This is a genomic window from Pseudomonas sp. MPFS (assembly GCF_022537035.1).
Taxonomy (GTDB): Bacteria; Pseudomonadota; Gammaproteobacteria; order Pseudomonadales; family Pseudomonadaceae; genus Aquipseudomonas; species Aquipseudomonas sessilinigenes.
The window spans coordinates 136,255-152,387 of the sequence record NZ_CP066123.1 but is presented as its reverse complement, the minus strand read 5'-3'; the positions used below and the strand labels follow the sequence as shown (position 1 = coordinate 152,387).

The window sequence follows — 16,133 nt, the reverse complement described above, 5'->3', positions numbered from 1 at the left end:
GCCACCCCTTGCGGGAGGCTGCCGGGTTTCGCTGCACAGCACGCGTCGTGACGATTGCCTCGGCACACCGCATACTCGCGCCATGGGAGCCACGCCGGCCTGTGCTGTCGACGGCCGACGCTGAAAAAAATGCCTGAGGGATATGCCATGTTCTACGTGCAACGCGATGCACAGGGCCAACTGGTTCGCGTGGAGGCTGCGGCGTTTGCCGAAGCCACCGAGACGCTGCCCGCCGATCACCATGAGATCCAGACCTGGTACGCCAACGAGGCAGTGGAAATCAGCCTCAAGCAGCTCAAGCACAGTGACCTGGAAATGGTTCGGGTGCTGGACGACCTGATTCAGGTCCTGACCAGCAAGGGCGTGATCCGCATTACCGATCTGCCGGAGGCGGCCCAGGCCAAGCTGCTGGACCGTAGTAACGCCCGTGAGGCATTGGGCGGCTTGAGCCGATTGATCAATGATGATGAAACCGGACTGATCTGACCTCCCATGGCCGGTATGCCGGCCATGGGGTGATCAGTTTTCAACGCCAGGGAGCGGGTTCGCCGAACAGCTGCCCCTGTACCCCGAACAATCCCATCTCACGAATCACCTGCAACTCGCCCTGGGTCTCGACCCGCTCGGCGATGAGTGGCAGGTCGATACTGTGGGCGGCGCGCTGGATGGCTTCGATAAACAGGCGCTTGTCACTTTCCTGGTCGATGGCACGGATGTAACTGCCGTCGATCTTCAGATAGGCCAGGCCAAGGCGCGCCAGGTTGCCGATCATGCTGAAGCGACCACCGAAGCGCTGCAGGCTGAGGGAGAAGCCCAAGCTGCGCAACTGGCGGGTCAGCTGTTCCAGGCGCGCCTGGTCCGGCAGTTGTTCTTCACCGATCTCCAGGGTCAGGCGCGATCCAAGGTCCGAATGCTGGCGCAACAGCTCGAACACCCGGTTCAGGGTCTGCGGGTCACCCAGGGTTGCGGCCGACAGGTTCAACGCCAGCGACTCGGAGTGTCCAGCCAAGTGCCCAAGCACCTGTTCGAGCATCAGCAGGTCCAGGCGCGAGGTCCAGCCAAAGCGCTCCAGCCAGGGTAGGAAGCGCCCTGCAGGAATGGTCTGCCCCTGCTCATCCAACAGCCGCGACAGCACCTTGTTGTGCAGCACCACCGACGTATCCTGCGCCGCCACTACAGGCTGGAAATACAGCTGGAAGCGTCGTTGCGACAGGGCCTGGTCCAGCAACCGGTGCCAGGCGTGATGATCGTCCCCCACCTGGGCACTGGCGTGCTGGTCCAGGCAGGCCCAGCTGGCATCCCCCTGGGCTTCGGCCTGGGCCAGGGCCTGGTCACCCAGGCTGAGCACCGCTTGTGGCGAGTCGCCATGGGCAAAGGCCGCCAAGCCGATCGATGCGACCGAAGCCACATCGGTGGCCCCGGTGGCGTGCAGGTTGCCCAGGGCACTGTCCAGGTTCTGGGCCAGCTGGATGGCTTCCTCACGCACCAGCCCGGGAGCCAGGACTGCGAACTCGCCACCACGGACCCGGGTCACCAGGTTATGGGTCTCGGGATACTTGTCGCATTCACGCAGCAGCTGCTCGCCCACTGCCTGTAACAGCTGGTCGGTACGCTGGCCACCAAGACGCTGGTTCAGGCCTGCCAGGTCCTTGACCCGCAATAGCAGCAGGTAGCCGGAGCTGGCCTGCTCCGGATTGCTGACCCGCGCGTTGAGCTGCATCTCGAAATACCGCCGGTTGGCCAACCCGGTCAGGCTGTCCTGGTAGGACTCGGCACGCAGCTTTTCGCTGCGCTCGGCCTGCTCCTGGAACAGTGCCTTGAGCTTCTCCACCATCTGGTTCATGGCCTGCACGACCCGGCGTAATTCGGGAGTACGTGGCAATTCGGGCAGGCTGAGGAACTCGCGGCGCGCGATGGCATGGGACTGCTTGACCATGTAGTCCAGCGGCTTGAGCTGGCGGCGCAGCAACAGCGCGCCGAGCACTGCACTCACCGCGCCACAGATCAGCAGCCAGCCCAGGCTGCCCAGGGCGCTCTGCCAGAGCTTGGCCACGGCGAACATCGGATGACTGATGACCTCGACCCGCGCCGCCTGCTCCCAGCCACGGCTGACAAGGGCGTCGCCGCCAGCTGGCTCCAGGCCGATGAGATTGACGAACCACTGCGGCACGTTGCTCACCTCAGGGACCCCACTACGCTCGACGATGGTCTTGTCGGTGGCCAGGTCGACCACACGAATGCTGGCGTAGTAGCCGCTGTCGAAGATCGAGCTGACCATCAGCTCGACCATCGCCGGGTCATCGATGCTCGGGGTCAGCGACAAGGCCAATGCGGTGGCGGCGTCCTGGGCATGGGAGCGCAGTTGATTGACGTACTGGGTACGCGAACTTTCCAGGCTGACCATGAAGCTGCCGCTGAAGGCCACGACCAGGAACACGCAGATTGCGATCAGCAGTTGTTTGAACAAAGACATCTGAGCTCGTGCTCCTAGTTAGTCGTTTCGACCGGAAATCCTTCGGCCTGCATTTTTTTCAACACATCCTGCCAGCGGGACAGGCGCTTGGTATCACTGACGCGTTTGTTGCCCTTGGCGCCTGGAAGCCAGAGTCCTTCGGCATTGAAGGAGTAGACCGGCAACAGGTCGGTACGCTCGCTGGCTGGACGAATCGCGTCTTCCAGGCTGTCGAGCACCAGGGGCATGGCATCCGGGGTGGAATAGTAAGTCAGGACCATGTGTGCACGATTCTGGCGCAACGCCTTGACGTAGGTAATGCGCAATTTGTCGCTGGAAACACCGAGGTGGCGGAGGCTGAAATACTTGGCGATGGCGTAGTCCTCGCAATCGCCCGCGCCCTTCCACAGGGCTTCGATCGGCGTTTCCCAGTAATCCACCTGGTGCCATAGGTCGATGTCTTCTACGTAGCGCATGTTCTTGTTGAAGAACAGGTTGACCACCTTGAGCTGCTCACGCTCCTGAACCTGCTTCTGGGTGGCCAGGAGATGCTGCCAGGCATCGATACGTTGCTGGCCTTCGCCCAGGGGGCCGTAAAGCGCGGTGGCTCGTCGGCTGATCAGGGAGAAGTCCCAATCGGCCCGCAAGGTGCCCAGCAGCACACCGGCCAGCAGCAGTGCCGCGCCAAGCCAGCGCAAGGTCCGAAAGAGAGCTAAACGTACCGCCAATGGGATGAGTCCATGGGAGCTGTCGTAAATCGGCTGATGGTGAAGGCTGGCCCGATAAAAAACAATGGCACCTTACAATCACTGCCCGGCAAAATGACGGCCTGCACCGAACGCTCAGAGCATAGTTCCAAGCACCAGGCGTCGTGAAAATCTGTTCCTGGGCTGCGTGCATTCATCGCCTGCAACCAGTATTTTGAATACCCCTGGCAGATTGGGACCTTGTGGACCATCCTGCCGTGCCAACGCCGGGAGAGGATCTGCCGGCCCCCTTGCTTAAGGAAGAGCTGTGTACACCGATAACCAACATTGGACGCTGGTCGTCAATTCCGGGCAAGCCACGGGGATCCGCCTGATCTGCTTTCCACACTCAGGAGCGGCGGCAGAGCCACTGCGAATATGGTCCACCGGCCTTGCCGACCATATCGAGTTGGTGGTGATCAACCTGCCGGGACATGGTCCACGCCGCACCTAGCCGCCCTGCGATGACTGGCAGTACCTGATGGAGTCGATATCCACGGCCCTCGGATCGTGGCTGGCAGAACCCCACGCACTGTTCGGCCATGGCCTGGGAGCTTCTCTGGCGTACGAGACCGCCAAGTATGCCCAGGAACGATTCCCCCAGCAGACACGTCATCTATTCGTCTCTGGTTGCCGCAGCCCTGATACTCCACCACCCCACCCTCTGCTGCATACCTTGCCTCCCGAGACTTTCCGAGAGGCGGTCCTGACACTGGGCGCCAGTTCCCAGGAGATGCCTCGCGGGAAACATGAGTTGCTGGAATACGAGCGCTTGCTACGCAGCGACCTGAAGCTCTTCGAGACCTGGCACGACACGGCCAGCGGCTCTCTCAAGATGCCCCTGACAGCCTTCTACGGCAGCGAGGACCCCTTGGCGACCGCCAGCCATATGCTCGCGTGGCGTGCCTTCACCAGCAGGGAGTTCGAGTTGATCGAGATTGCCGGCAGCCATTTTTTCATCAAGTCCCAACGCCAACGTTTGCTGCAAGTGATCAACACTCACCTGGGGCTGCTGGGAGAGCATCTGGCCTGATGCCCGGGCATGAAAAAGCCCGCCCTGCCATCAGGCAGGAGCGGGCTTTTGAGGTGACTCTGGATCGCCTCAGATCTTGAAGCTGTCGACCAACTGCTTCAAGCGACTGGCCTGCTGGGACAGCGCATCGCAGTCCTTCAGGGTTTCGTTGAGGTTGGCGACACCCTGCTGGTTCAGCAGGTTGATCTGGTTGATGTCGATGTTGAGGGCTTCCACCACCGCGGTCTGCTCTTCGGTTGCAGCAGCCACCGACTGGTTCATCCCATCGATCTCGCCGATGCGCTGGGTCACGCTGATCAGGCGAGCACCGGCCTGGTTGGCCACTTCGACGCTCTCTTCGCTGGACGCCTGGCTGGCGTTCATGGTCGACACCGCTTCGCGGGAGCCGATCTGCAGCGAGGTGATCATCTTGTGGATCTCTTCCGCCGACTCCTGGGTACGGTGGGCCAGGTTGCGCACCTCATCGGCCACCACGGCGAAACCACGACCTGCTTCACCAGCACGGGCCGCCTCGATGGCAGCGTTGAGCGCCAGGAGGTTGGTCTGCTGGGAGATGCCCTTGATCACATCGAGGATGTGCCCGATGTTGTCGGTGCTGGCATTCAGGGTCTCGATCTGGGTGCAGGAGAGGCTGATCTTCTGCGACAGCTCGGTCATCGCCTGGATGGTCTGCTCGACCACCTGGCGCCCATCGTCGGCCTGATCGCTGGCGCCACTGGCGTGTTCGGAGGCGTCGGCAGCGTTACGGGCGATTTCCTGGGTGGCGGCACCCAGTTCGTTGATTGCCGCCGCTACGCTGTTGGTACGGGCGCTCTGCTCGTCGGAGCCGATGATCGAGGCGTTGGACGAGGTCATCACGCGCTGGGACAGATCGTGGACTTGGCGAGTGGCCGAGGATACTTCGGAAATCGAGGCGTGGATGCGCTCCACGAATTGGTTGAACGAGCTACCCAGTTCGCCGAACTCGTCCTTGCTCGCCACCACCAGACGGCGGGTCAGGTCGCCCTCGCCCTGGGCAATATCCTGCATCGCACGGCCCATGGTTACCAACGGACGCATCAGGACCTGGATCAACAAGGTCAGCAGTACGGCAATCACGGCTACGGCGATGAACATCGCGATCAGTGCCGAGGTACGGAACTGGCTCAGCGGGGCATAGGCCTTGTCCTTGTCGATGGACAGGCCGATGTACCACTCGGCGTTCGGCAGGCCGGTTACCGGGGTAAAGGAGAGGATACGTTCCTGCTTGTTCAGGACCACTTCCTGGTTGCCGTTCTCGATCCGCACATTGGCGCCAGGGTAGATATCCTTGAGGTTCTTCATCACCTGGTCTTTGTCCGGGCTGACGATCACCTGGCCATCGGCGCTGACCAGGAAAGCGTGGCCGAGGCCGCCAAAATCCACCGAGTTGATGATTTTCACCAGGGTTTCCAGGCTCAGGTCGCCACCCACCACGCCCAGTAGCTCGCCCTGCTTCTTCACCGGCATGGCGATAGTCACTACCAGGCCACCGACAGCCGCCATGTAGGGCGGAGTCAGCATGGTCTTATCGGCAGCTACGGCCTGCTTGTACCAAGGACGCTGGCGAGGGTCGTAGCCATCGGGCATCTTCGCGTCAGGGCGCTGGGTGAAGATACCGTTGGCTTGGCCAACGTAGGTGAACTGGAAGTTCGAGGTGAATGCCGGTTGGTCGACCAGGCCTGGGAAGTCGGCGTTCTGACCCTGGTGAGCAACGTTCTGCGCCAGGTTCTCGAGCACCAGGATACGCCCGCTCATCCAGTTCTGGACGCTACTGGATGTGAGTTCGCCAGCCTGTTTGATGGAGGATTCAAGGTTCTGTCGGATGGTGTTTCGCTGCAGGTAGTCGTTGTACAAAGTGAACAACGCAAAAGCCAGAACCACTACGCCGGAGGCGGCCAAAAGGATTTTATGGCTGAACTTGAGATTCATTTCATGGGACTTCTTATGCCGAAAGTGGGGATGCGTCCGGAATGCAACATTCCATTTAACAACGCAGGCGACATTCTCTGATCGCTCTGCTCTGGTGCACGCATTTCTCATCACTCTGTCGGCAAGAACTCCCGAACCCTTAGAGATTTATCTGAATTACTCAGCGGAATCGCCAAAATCCCGCTGAACGGCATTCCAGAGCAGTTGCGAGGTATTTTTCAGGAGCAGGCAGTGGCCGCTAAGCGGCGTTGAGGGCGCATGCTCGATGGGTGATTTTTCCAGCGCAAAAACAAAACCCCAATTGCTTTCGCAATTGGGGTTTCGGAATTCAATCTTGACGATGACCTACTCTCACATGGGGAAACCCCACACTACCATCGGCGATGCATCGTTTCACTGCTGAGTTCGGGATGGGATCAGGTGGTTCCAATGCTCTATGGTCGTCAAGAAATTCTGTGGCCGATCCGTTGGACCTTGAGTCAAACGTGCCAGCAAAATCAGTGCTTCTACAAATAGACAAAACCCCAACTGCTTTCGCAATTGGGGTTTCGGAATTTAATCTTGACGATGACCTACTCTCACATGGGGAAACCCCACACTACCATCGGCGATGCATCGTTTCACTGCTGAGTTCGGGATGGGATCAGGTGGTTCCAATGCTCTATGGTCGTCAAGAAATTCTGTAGCTGAGCCGTTGTTTGGGCAACGTTCCAGCGAATGGGTATGCAATAGGTTTGTGTGCTGCAAACTTTCGGTTCGTGCGTCTTCACACACCGCAACTCGCTCTTAAGCAAATTGCTTGGGTGTTATATGGTCAAGCCTCACGGGCAATTAGTATTGGTTAGCTCAACGCCTCACAGCGCTTACACACCCAACCTATCAACGTCGTAGTCTTCGACGGCCCTTTAGGGGATTCAAGATCCCAGTGAGATCTCATCTTGAGGCAAGTTTCCCGCTTAGATGCTTTCAGCGGTTATCTTTTCCGAACATAGCTACCCGGCAATGCCACTGGCGTGACAACCGGAACACCAGAGGTTCGTCCACTCCGGTCCTCTCGTACTAGGAGCAGCCCCTCTCAAATCTCAAACGTCCACGGCAGATAGGGACCGAACTGTCTCACGACGTTCTAAACCCAGCTCGCGTACCACTTTAAATGGCGAACAGCCATACCCTTGGGACCGGCTTCAGCCCCAGGATGTGATGAGCCGACATCGAGGTGCCAAACACCGCCGTCGATATGAACTCTTGGGCGGTATCAGCCTGTTATCCCCGGAGTACCTTTTATCCGTTGAGCGATGGCCCTTCCATACAGAACCACCGGATCACTAAGACCTACTTTCGTACCTGCTCGACGTGTTTGTCTCGCAGTCAAGCGCGCTTTTGCCTTTATACTCTGCGACCGATTTCCGACCGGTCTGAGCGCACCTTCGTACTCCTCCGTTACTCTTTAGGAGGAGACCGCCCCAGTCAAACTACCCACCATACACTGTCCTCGATCCGGATAACGGACCTGAGTTAGAACCTCAAAGTTGCCAGGGTGGTATTTCAAGGATGGCTCCACGCAGACTGGCGTCCACGCTTCAAAGCCTCCCACCTATCCTACACAAGCAAATTCAAAGTCCAGTGCAAAGCTATAGTAAAGGTTCACGGGGTCTTTCCGTCTAGCCGCGGATACACTGCATCTTCACAGCGATTTCAATTTCACTGAGTCTCGGGTGGAGACAGCGCCGCCATCGTTACGCCATTCGTGCAGGTCGGAACTTACCCGACAAGGAATTTCGCTACCTTAGGACCGTTATAGTTACGGCCGCCGTTTACCGGGGCTTCGATCAAGAGCTTCGCTTGCGCTAACCCCATCAATTAACCTTCCGGCACCGGGCAGGCGTCACACCCTATACGTCCACTTTCGTGTTTGCAGAGTGCTGTGTTTTTAATAAACAGTCGCAGCGGCCTGGTATCTTCGACCGGCATGGGCTTACGGAGCAAGTCCTTCACCCTCACCGGCGCACCTTCTCCCGAAGTTACGGTGCCATTTTGCCTAGTTCCTTCACCCGAGTTCTCTCAAGCGCCTTGGTATTCTCTACCCAACCACCTGTGTCGGTTTGGGGTACGGTTCCTAGTTATCTGAAGCTTAGAAGCTTTTCTTGGAAGCATGGCATCAACCACTTCGTCACCTAAAAGGTAACTCGTCATCAGCTCTCGGCCTTAAGATCCCGGATTTACCTAAGATCTCAGCCTACCACCTTAAACTTGGACAACCAACGCCAAGCTGGCCTAGCCTTCTCCGTCCCTCCATCGCAATAACTAGAAGTACAGGAATATTAACCTGTTTTCCATCGACTACGCTTTTCAGCCTCGCCTTAGGGACCGACTAACCCTGCGTCGATTAACGTTGCGCAGGAAACCTTGGTCTTTCGGCGTGCGAGTTTTTCACTCGCATTGTCGTTACTCATGTCAGCATTCGCACTTCTGATACCTCCAGCAAGCTTCTCAACTCACCTTCACAGGCTTACAGAACGCTCCTCTACCGCATCACTTACGTGATACCCGTAGCTTCGGTGTATGGTTTGAGCCCCGTTACATCTTCCGCGCAGGCCGACTCGACTAGTGAGCTATTACGCTTTCTTTAAAGGGTGGCTGCTTCTAAGCCAACCTCCTAGCTGTCTAAGCCTTCCCACATCGTTTCCCACTTAACCATAACTTTGGGACCTTAGCTGACGGTCTGGGTTGTTTCCCTTTTCACGACGGACGTTAGCACCCGCCGTGTGTCTCCCATGCTCGGCACTTGTAGGTATTCGGAGTTTGCATCGGTTTGGTAAGTCGGGATGACCCCCTAGCCGAAACAGTGCTCTACCCCCTACAGTGATACATGAGGCGCTACCTAAATAGCTTTCGAGGAGAACCAGCTATCTCCGAGCTTGATTAGCCTTTCACTCCGATCCACAGGTCATCCGCTAACTTTTCAACGGTAGTCGGTTCGGTCCTCCAGTCAGTGTTACCTAACCTTCAACCTGCCCATGGATAGATCGCCCGGTTTCGGGTCTATACCCAGCGACTAAACGCCCTATTAAGACTCGCTTTCGCTACGCCTCCCCTATTCGGTTAAGCTTGCCACTGAATATAAGTCGCTGACCCATTATACAAAAGGTACGCAGTCACAGAACAAAGTCTGCTCCCACTGCTTGTACGCATACGGTTTCAGGATCTATTTCACTCCCCTCTCCGGGGTTCTTTTCGCCTTTCCCTCACGGTACTAGTTCACTATCGGTCAGTCAGTAGTATTTAGCCTTGGAGGATGGTCCCCCCATATTCAGACAAGGTTTCTCGTGCCCCGTCCTACTCGATTTCACTTCTAAGATCCTTTCGCGTACAGGGCTATCACCCACTATGGCCGCACTTTCCAGAGCGTTCCGCTAAAATCAAAGAAGCTTAAGGGCTAGTCCCCGTTCGCTCGCCACTACTAAGGGAATCTCGGTTGATTTCTTTTCCTCAGGGTACTTAGATGTTTCAGTTCCCCTGGTTCGCCTCTTACACCTATGTATTCAGTGTAAGATAACCATCTTATGATGGCTGGGTTCCCCCATTCAGAGATCTCCGGATCAAAGTCTGTTTGCCGACTCCCCGAAGCTTATCGCAGGCTACCACGTCTTTCATCGCCTCTGACTGCCAAGGCATCCACCGTATGCGCTTCTTCACTTGACCATATAACCCCAAGCAATCTGGTTATACTGTGAAGACGACATTCGCCGAAAGTTTGCAATATTTACAAACTTTACCTTAGCCTGATCCACTACCAGTGAAAGTAGTGTTCAGTCTATCTTTCTATCACATACCCAAATTTTTAAAGAACGATCTAATCAAAAGACTAGAAATCAACATTCGATTTGAATGCTCATTTCTAAGCTTTCAGAAGCAGTTTATGGTGGAGCCAAGCGGGATCGAACCGCTGACCTCCTGCGTGCAAGGCAGGCGCTCTCCCAGCTGAGCTATGGCCCCATAACAAAATTGGTGGGTCTGGGCAGATTCGAACTGCCGACCTCACCCTTATCAGGGGTGCGCTCTAACCAACTGAGCTACAGACCCAATTTCGAGCTTGTAACTGTTAGCTTGGAGCTATCAGCTTGGAGCTTAAAGCTGCTTCTATCGTCTTCTTCAATGAATCAAGCAATTCGTGTGGGAGCTTATGAAGCAGCTGATGTCGTCGATTAAGGAGGTGATCCAGCCGCAGGTTCCCCTACGGCTACCTTGTTACGACTTCACCCCAGTCATGAATCACACCGTGGTAACCGTCCTCCCGAAGGTTAGACTAGCTACTTCTGGTGCAACCCACTCCCATGGTGTGACGGGCGGTGTGTACAAGGCCCGGGAACGTATTCACCGCGACATTCTGATTCGCGATTACTAGCGATTCCGACTTCACGCAGTCGAGTTGCAGACTGCGATCCGGACTACGATCGGTTTTGTGGGATTAGCTCCACCTCGCGGCTTGGCAACCCTCTGTACCGACCATTGTAGCACGTGTGTAGCCCAGGCCGTAAGGGCCATGATGACTTGACGTCATCCCCACCTTCCTCCGGTTTGTCACCGGCAGTCTCCTTAGAGTGCCCACCATAACGTGCTGGTAACTAAGGACAAGGGTTGCGCTCGTTACGGGACTTAACCCAACATCTCACGACACGAGCTGACGACAGCCATGCAGCACCTGTGTCAGAGTTCCCGAAGGCACCAATCCATCTCTGGAAAGTTCTCTGCATGTCAAGGCCTGGTAAGGTTCTTCGCGTTGCTTCGAATTAAACCACATGCTCCACCGCTTGTGCGGGCCCCCGTCAATTCATTTGAGTTTTAACCTTGCGGCCGTACTCCCCAGGCGGTCAACTTAATGCGTTAGCTGCGCCACTAAAGTCTCAAGGACCCCAACGGCTAGTTGACATCGTTTACGGCGTGGACTACCAGGGTATCTAATCCTGTTTGCTCCCCACGCTTTCGCACCTCAGTGTCAGTATCAGTCCAGGTGGTCGCCTTCGCCACTGGTGTTCCTTCCTATATCTACGCATTTCACCGCTACACAGGAAATTCCACCACCCTCTACCATACTCTAGCTTGCCAGTTTTGGATGCAGTTCCCAGGTTGAGCCCGGGGCTTTCACATCCAACTTAACAAACCACCTACGCGCGCTTTACGCCCAGTAATTCCGATTAACGCTTGCACCCTCTGTATTACCGCGGCTGCTGGCACAGAGTTAGCCGGTGCTTATTCTGTCGGTAACGTCAAAACAGCAAGATATTAGCTTACTGCCCTTCCTCCCAACTTAAAGTGCTTTACAATCCGAAGACCTTCTTCACACACGCGGCATGGCTGGATCAGGCTTTCGCCCATTGTCCAATATTCCCCACTGCTGCCTCCCGTAGGAGTCTGGACCGTGTCTCAGTTCCAGTGTGACTGATCATCCTCTCAGACCAGTTACGGATCGTCGCCTTGGTGAGCCATTACCTCACCAACTAGCTAATCCGACCTAGGCTCATCTGATAGCGCAAGGCCCGAAGGTCCCCTGCTTTCTCCCGTAGGACGTATGCGGTATTAGCGCTCCTTTCGAAACGTTATCCCCCACTACCAGGCAGATTCCTAGGCATTACTCACCCGTCCGCCGCTGAATCCGTGAGCAAGCTCACTTCATCCGCTCGACTTGCATGTGTTAGGCCTGCCGCCAGCGTTCAATCTGAGCCATGATCAAACTCTTCAGTTCAATACTGCTTGGGTTTTTAAGAAACCCTAAACTTGGCTCAGCAACCTCAAATGACTATTTGATTTCTCGAATGGTCACTTGTGATGCTGATAATCTTTTTGACTATCAGTCTAACTACACAAGCACCCACACGAATTGCTTGATTCAGTTGTTAAAGAGCGGTTGGTTAAGATCTTTCGTCTCAACCGAGGCGCGCATTCTACAGCAGCCTCATTTGCTGTCAAGTGATTTTTTCAAGAAGTTTTCAAAGTTTCCTTTGTAACTTCAACCACTTGCGCTTTCGATCTCTCGTTAGCGGGAGGCGAATTCTACAGCGTTACACGCTGCTGTCAACACCTCTTTTTAACCGCTTTCGATCGAGAGGATCGAAACGCTAACAAGGCTACTTTCGCTGCCTTATCAGCTCCTTTCGGGCTTCGATGAACTGAAGCGTGACCGCTATCGAAATCTTCGTAACTCGTTGAATCTCAAGGAGTTTTCCGTTTCGACTGCGCCGGAAGTGGGGCGAATTATAGAGACATTAAACTCGCCGTCAACACTTATTTTCAGTTTTCCATGAATAACGCCCAGAACGCCTTAAAAAGCTGTCCCGGGCAGCGTTACATGGAACGCAAAGCGCCTCTCTCTCTATATATAAGAAGGAAACCCCTACAACACTCCCGACCGCTTCAAGCTATCCACGGCCTCGGCCTGCATACCCAGCACGCACTGCAGAACTTGCTGCGTATGCTCGCCCAGCAGAGGAGGGGCCTGACGATACTCCACCGGCGTCTCGGAGAGACGAATAGGGCTGGCCACCTGGGGCACCATGCCGGCCAAGGCATGCGGCAACTCCACGGCCAGGCCACGGGACACCACCTGCGGATCGGCAAACACCTGGGACAGGTCGTTGATCGGCCCACACGGCACCCCTGCCTGCTCCAGCTGGCTGACCCACTGCGCCGTAGTCTTGAACACTGTCGCCTGGCGAATCAGCGGAATCAGCACCGCACGATTGGCCACCCGTAGCTTGTTGGTGGCGAACCGAGGGTCATCCGCCCACTGCGGCTGGCCCGCCACTTCGGCAAACTTACGAAACTGCCCATCATTACCCACGGTAAGAATGAAGTCGCCATCCGCCGTCGGAAAATCCTGGTAGGGCACTATATTAGGATGGGCATTACCCAGGCGCTTGGGCGCGACCCCCGTCGTCAGGTAATTCATCGCCTGGTTCGCCAGGCAGGCCACCTGGACATCCAGCAGCGCCATGTCGATATGCTGCCCGCTGCCGCCCTGGTCCCGGTGAGCCAGGGCCGCCAGGATCGCCACCGTCGAATAGAGCCCGGTCAGGATGTCGGTCAAGGCCACGCCGACCTTCACCGGCCCGGCACCTTCATCACCCTCGGGGCGACCGGTCAGGCTCATCAGCCCACCCAGCCCCTGGATCATGAAGTCATAGCCCGCCCTCTTGGCATAAGGCCCCGTCTGGCCGAACCCGGTGATCGAGCAATAGATCAGGCGCGGATTGAGCGTCTTGAGCGACTCATAGTCCAGGCCATAGGCCGCCAGGCCGCCCACCTTGAAGTTCTCGATGAGAATGTCCGACTTGGCCGCCAGCTCGCGCACCAGTTGCTGGCCTTCCGGACGGGTGAAGTCGATGGTCACCGATTGCTTGTTACGATTGGCCGACAGGTAATAGGCAGCCTCCGTAGTGTTCTCGCCATAAGCGTCCTTAAGGAAGGGCGGCCCCCAGGCGCGGGTATCGTCACCATTGCCCGGGCGCTCGACCTTGATGACCTCGGCCCCCAGGTCCGCCAGGATCTGGCCGGACCATGGCCCGGCCAGGACCCGCGATAAATCCAGTACCCGCAGATGCGATAACGCGCCCATGGCCGCTCTCCTATTAATAGAACGCCTGGATACCGGTTTGTGCACGCCCCAGGATCAGCGCATGCACGTCATGGGTGCCTTCATAGGTGTTGACCACCTCCAGGTTCACCAGGTGACGGGCGATGCCGAACTCGTCGGAGATACCGTTGCCGCCCAGCATGTCGCGGGCCATGCGGGCAATATCCAGGGACTTGCCGCAGGAGTTGCGCTTCATGATCGAAGTGATTTCCACCGCCGCGGTGCCTTCATCCTTCATCCGGCCCAGGCGCAAGCAGCCTTGCAAGGCGAGAGTGATCTCGGTCTGCATGTCCGCCAGCTTCTTCTGGATCAGCTGGGTCGCCGCCAAAGGACGGCCGAACTGCTGGCGATCCAGGGTGTACTGGCGAGCGGTGTGCCAGCAGAACTCGGCGGCTCCCAGGGCGCCCCAGGAAATACCGTAGCGTGCCGAGTTCAGGCAGGTGAAAGGACCTTTCAGGCCACGCACATCAGGGAAGATGTTTTCTTCCGGAACGAACACGTTATCCATGACGATCTCGCCGGTGATCGACGCCCGCAGGCCGACCTTGCCATGGATAGCCGGGGCGCTCAGGCCCTTCCAGCCCTTCTCCAGGACAAAGCCACGGATATCGCCAGCGTCGTCCTTGGCCCAGACCACGAAGACATCGGCGATCGGGCTGTTGGTGATCCACATCTTGCTGCCGGTCAGGCTGTAGCCGCCATCCACCTTGCGCGCACGGGTCACCATAGCGCCCGGATCGGAGCCATGGTTAGGTTCGGTCAGGCCGAAGCAGCCAATCCACTCACCGGAAGCCAGCTTCGGCAGGTACTTCTGCTTTTGCGCCTCGGTGCCGAATTCGTTGATCGGCACCATCACCAGGGACGACTGCACGCTCATCATCGAGCGGTAACCGGAATCCACACGCTCCACTTCACGGGCGATCAGGCCGTAGCACACGTAGTTCAGGCCACTGCCGCCGTATTGCTCGGGAATGGTCGCCCCCAGCAGGCCCACTTCACCCATCTCGCGGAAGATCGCCGGATCGGTCTGCTCATGGCGGAAAGCCTCCAGGACCCGCGGCATCAGCTTGCCCTGGGCAAACTGCTCGGCGCTGTCGCGCACCATGCGCTCTTCTTCGGTCAGTTGCTGATCCAGCAGAAGGGGATCGATCCAGTTGAAGCTTGCTTTGCCGCCCATGGGAGAGTCCTCGTGAAGTAGGCCAACTATCGTGGATTGATCCTAGGCCTGGTCGTCGCCCCGGGCAAACGAGGATTTCGCATACTGTTGTGCTAATTTCTCACTTCGAAATGGCGACAAGTGCCATTTACAGCATTCATTAGTGAGATTGCCGTACATGCGCAGAAAAATCCCCAGCACCGCCGCGCTCATCAGCTTCGAAGCCGCCGCCCGTCACGAGAGCTTCACCAAGGCTGCCCTGGAGCTATCCCTGACCCAGGGCGCGGTGTGTCGACAGATCGCCAGCCTGGAGGAGTTCCTCGGCGTCGAGCTGTTCCGCCGCTCCCGACGCGGGGTCAAGCTGACCGAGGCCGGCCTGTCCTATAGCCGCCGGGTTGCCACCCAGCTGGATGCAGTGGAACGCGACACGCTATCGGTGATGGGGCAGCAGGGCGCCAACGTCATCGAACTGGCCGTGGTCCCGACCTTCGGCACCCAGTGGCTGCTGCCACGCCTCAAGGACTTCCAGCAACGGCACCCGGACGTCACCGTCAACCTGACCAACCGCACCCGGCCATTCCTGTTCGCCGATACTCCCTTCGACGCTGCCATCTACTTCGGCGACGCCGACTGGTCCGGTACCCAGTCCCACCGCTTGATGGACGAACACCCCATGCCGGTATGCAGCCCGGCCATGCTGGGCGAACTTCAACAGTTATCCCCCGAAGCCATTGCCGAGCTGCCCCTGCTACAGCAGACCACCCGGCCCTACGCCTGGCGCCAATGGTTCAACTCCCAGCAGTTGAACATCCCCCGCGACATGACAGGCCCACGCTACGAGCTATTCTCAATGCTCGCCCAGGCCGCCATGCACGACATGGGCATCGCCTTGATCCCGCCGTTCCTGATCCAGCGTGAACTGGCGGAGAAGCGCCTGGTGATCGCCAACCCCAAGGCCCTGTCGAGCATCAAGGCGTATTACCTGATGATTCCCGAGCGGAAGGTCGAGTCAGCCTCGCTACGGGCATTTCGCGATTGGCTGGTACACCAGGCACACAGCTATACCCTGGAAAACTAAGGCCTCCAGCTTTACTTGACCTCGTAGTCAGAAAAATCAAAGCACTACAGATATAACTATTTGTCGCATATAGACAGACTGTACCGAC

At 57.3% G+C, this 16,133-nt stretch carries 7 protein-coding genes, 2 tRNA genes, 4 rRNA genes and 1 pseudogene; 3 read left to right on the top strand and 11 right to left on the bottom strand.

Annotation, left to right across the window (positions count from 1 at the left end; all coding sequences use genetic code 11):
• The first annotated feature begins 147 nt into the window (after nt 1-147).
• Nucleotides 148-486 (top strand): tryptophan synthase subunit beta, encoded by a 339-nt coding sequence (locus I9018_RS00720; RefSeq protein ID WP_241108488.1) that lies wholly within the window; start codon nt 148-150, stop codon nt 484-486.
• Between the two features lie 40 nt (nt 487-526).
• Here the strand turns inward: I9018_RS00720 and lapD are convergent, their stop codons facing one another.
• Nucleotides 527-2,473 (bottom strand): cyclic di-GMP receptor LapD, encoded by a 1,947-nt coding sequence (gene lapD / locus I9018_RS00715; protein WP_241108487.1) that lies wholly within the window; start codon nt 2,471-2,473, stop codon nt 527-529.
• 14 nt (nt 2,474-2,487) lie between these two features.
• Complete coding sequence (gene lapG, locus I9018_RS00710; RefSeq protein WP_241108486.1) at nt 2,488-3,180, bottom strand: cysteine protease LapG; 693 nt, start codon at nt 3,178-3,180, stop codon at nt 2,488-2,490.
• A gap of 484 nt (nt 3,181-3,664) precedes the next feature.
• Between lapG and I9018_RS00705 the strand changes: the two are divergent.
• Nucleotides 3,665-4,231: pseudogene (locus I9018_RS00705) on the top strand (thioesterase domain-containing protein); the annotation flags it as partial.
• Nucleotides 4,232-4,300: 69 nt separating this feature from the next.
• Here the strand turns inward: I9018_RS00705 and I9018_RS00700 are convergent.
• The 9 genes from I9018_RS00700 to I9018_RS00660 form a co-directional block, all read right to left on the bottom strand.
• The gene (locus tag I9018_RS00700; protein ID WP_068575489.1) at nt 4,301-6,181 is read right to left on the bottom strand and encodes a methyl-accepting chemotaxis protein; all 1,881 of its coding nucleotides are present in this window, start codon (nt 6,179-6,181) and stop codon (nt 4,301-4,303) included.
• Nucleotides 6,182-6,513: 332 nt separating this feature from the next.
• A 5S ribosomal RNA gene (gene rrf / locus I9018_RS00695) occupies nt 6,514-6,629 on the bottom strand.
• A 111-nt stretch (nt 6,630-6,740) separates the two neighbouring features.
• Nucleotides 6,741-6,856 (bottom strand): 5S ribosomal RNA (gene rrf, locus I9018_RS00690).
• Nucleotides 6,857-6,991: 135 nt separating this feature from the next.
• Nucleotides 6,992-9,883, bottom strand: a 23S ribosomal RNA gene (locus I9018_RS00685).
• 218 nt (nt 9,884-10,101) lie between these two features.
• A tRNA-Ala gene (locus tag I9018_RS00680) sits at nt 10,102-10,177 on the bottom strand.
• Nucleotides 10,178-10,187: 10 nt separating this feature from the next.
• Nucleotides 10,188-10,264 (bottom strand) — tRNA-Ile (locus tag I9018_RS00675).
• 123 nt (nt 10,265-10,387) lie between these two features.
• Nucleotides 10,388-11,924 (bottom strand): 16S ribosomal RNA (locus I9018_RS00670).
• Together the 16S, 23S and 5S rRNA genes with 2 tRNA genes alongside form the textbook arrangement of a ribosomal RNA operon.
• 648 nt (nt 11,925-12,572) lie before the next feature.
• Nucleotides 12,573-13,793, bottom strand: a complete 1,221-nt coding sequence (locus tag I9018_RS00665; RefSeq protein ID WP_241108484.1) for a CaiB/BaiF CoA-transferase family protein — start codon at nt 13,791-13,793, stop codon at nt 12,573-12,575.
• A 13-nt stretch (nt 13,794-13,806) separates the two neighbouring features.
• Nucleotides 13,807-14,988, bottom strand: coding sequence for an acyl-CoA dehydrogenase (locus I9018_RS00660; protein ID WP_068584271.1), 1,182 nt, complete (start codon nt 14,986-14,988; stop codon nt 13,807-13,809).
• A gap of 157 nt (nt 14,989-15,145) precedes the next feature.
• Here I9018_RS00660 and I9018_RS00655 point away from each other — a divergent pair, with 157 nt between their 5' ends.
• The gene (locus tag I9018_RS00655) at nt 15,146-16,045 is read left to right on the top strand and encodes a LysR family transcriptional regulator (RefSeq protein ID WP_068584268.1); all 900 of its coding nucleotides are present in this window, start codon (nt 15,146-15,148) and stop codon (nt 16,043-16,045) included.
• Nucleotides 16,046-16,133: the final 88 nt, after the last annotated feature.

Bases quoted from the DNA above. Each gene is read 5' to 3' on its own strand.
- I9018_RS00655 (WP_068584268.1), top strand. From the start codon at position 15,146: ATGCGCAGAAAAATCCCCAGCACCGCCGCGCTCATCAGCTTCGAAGCC.
- I9018_RS00660 (WP_068584271.1), bottom strand. From the start codon at position 14,988: ATGGGCGGCAAAGCAAGCTTCAACTGGATCGATCCCCTTCTGCTGGAT.
- I9018_RS00665 (WP_241108484.1), bottom strand. From the start codon at position 13,793: ATGGGCGCGTTATCGCATCTGCGGGTACTGGATTTATCGCGGGTCCTG.
- I9018_RS00720 (WP_241108488.1), top strand. From the start codon at position 148: ATGTTCTACGTGCAACGCGATGCACAGGGCCAACTGGTTCGCGTGGAG.
- lapD (WP_241108487.1), bottom strand. From the start codon at position 2,473: ATGTCTTTGTTCAAACAACTGCTGATCGCAATCTGCGTGTTCCTGGTC.
- I9018_RS00700 (WP_068575489.1), bottom strand. From the start codon at position 6,181: ATGAATCTCAAGTTCAGCCATAAAATCCTTTTGGCCGCCTCCGGCGTA.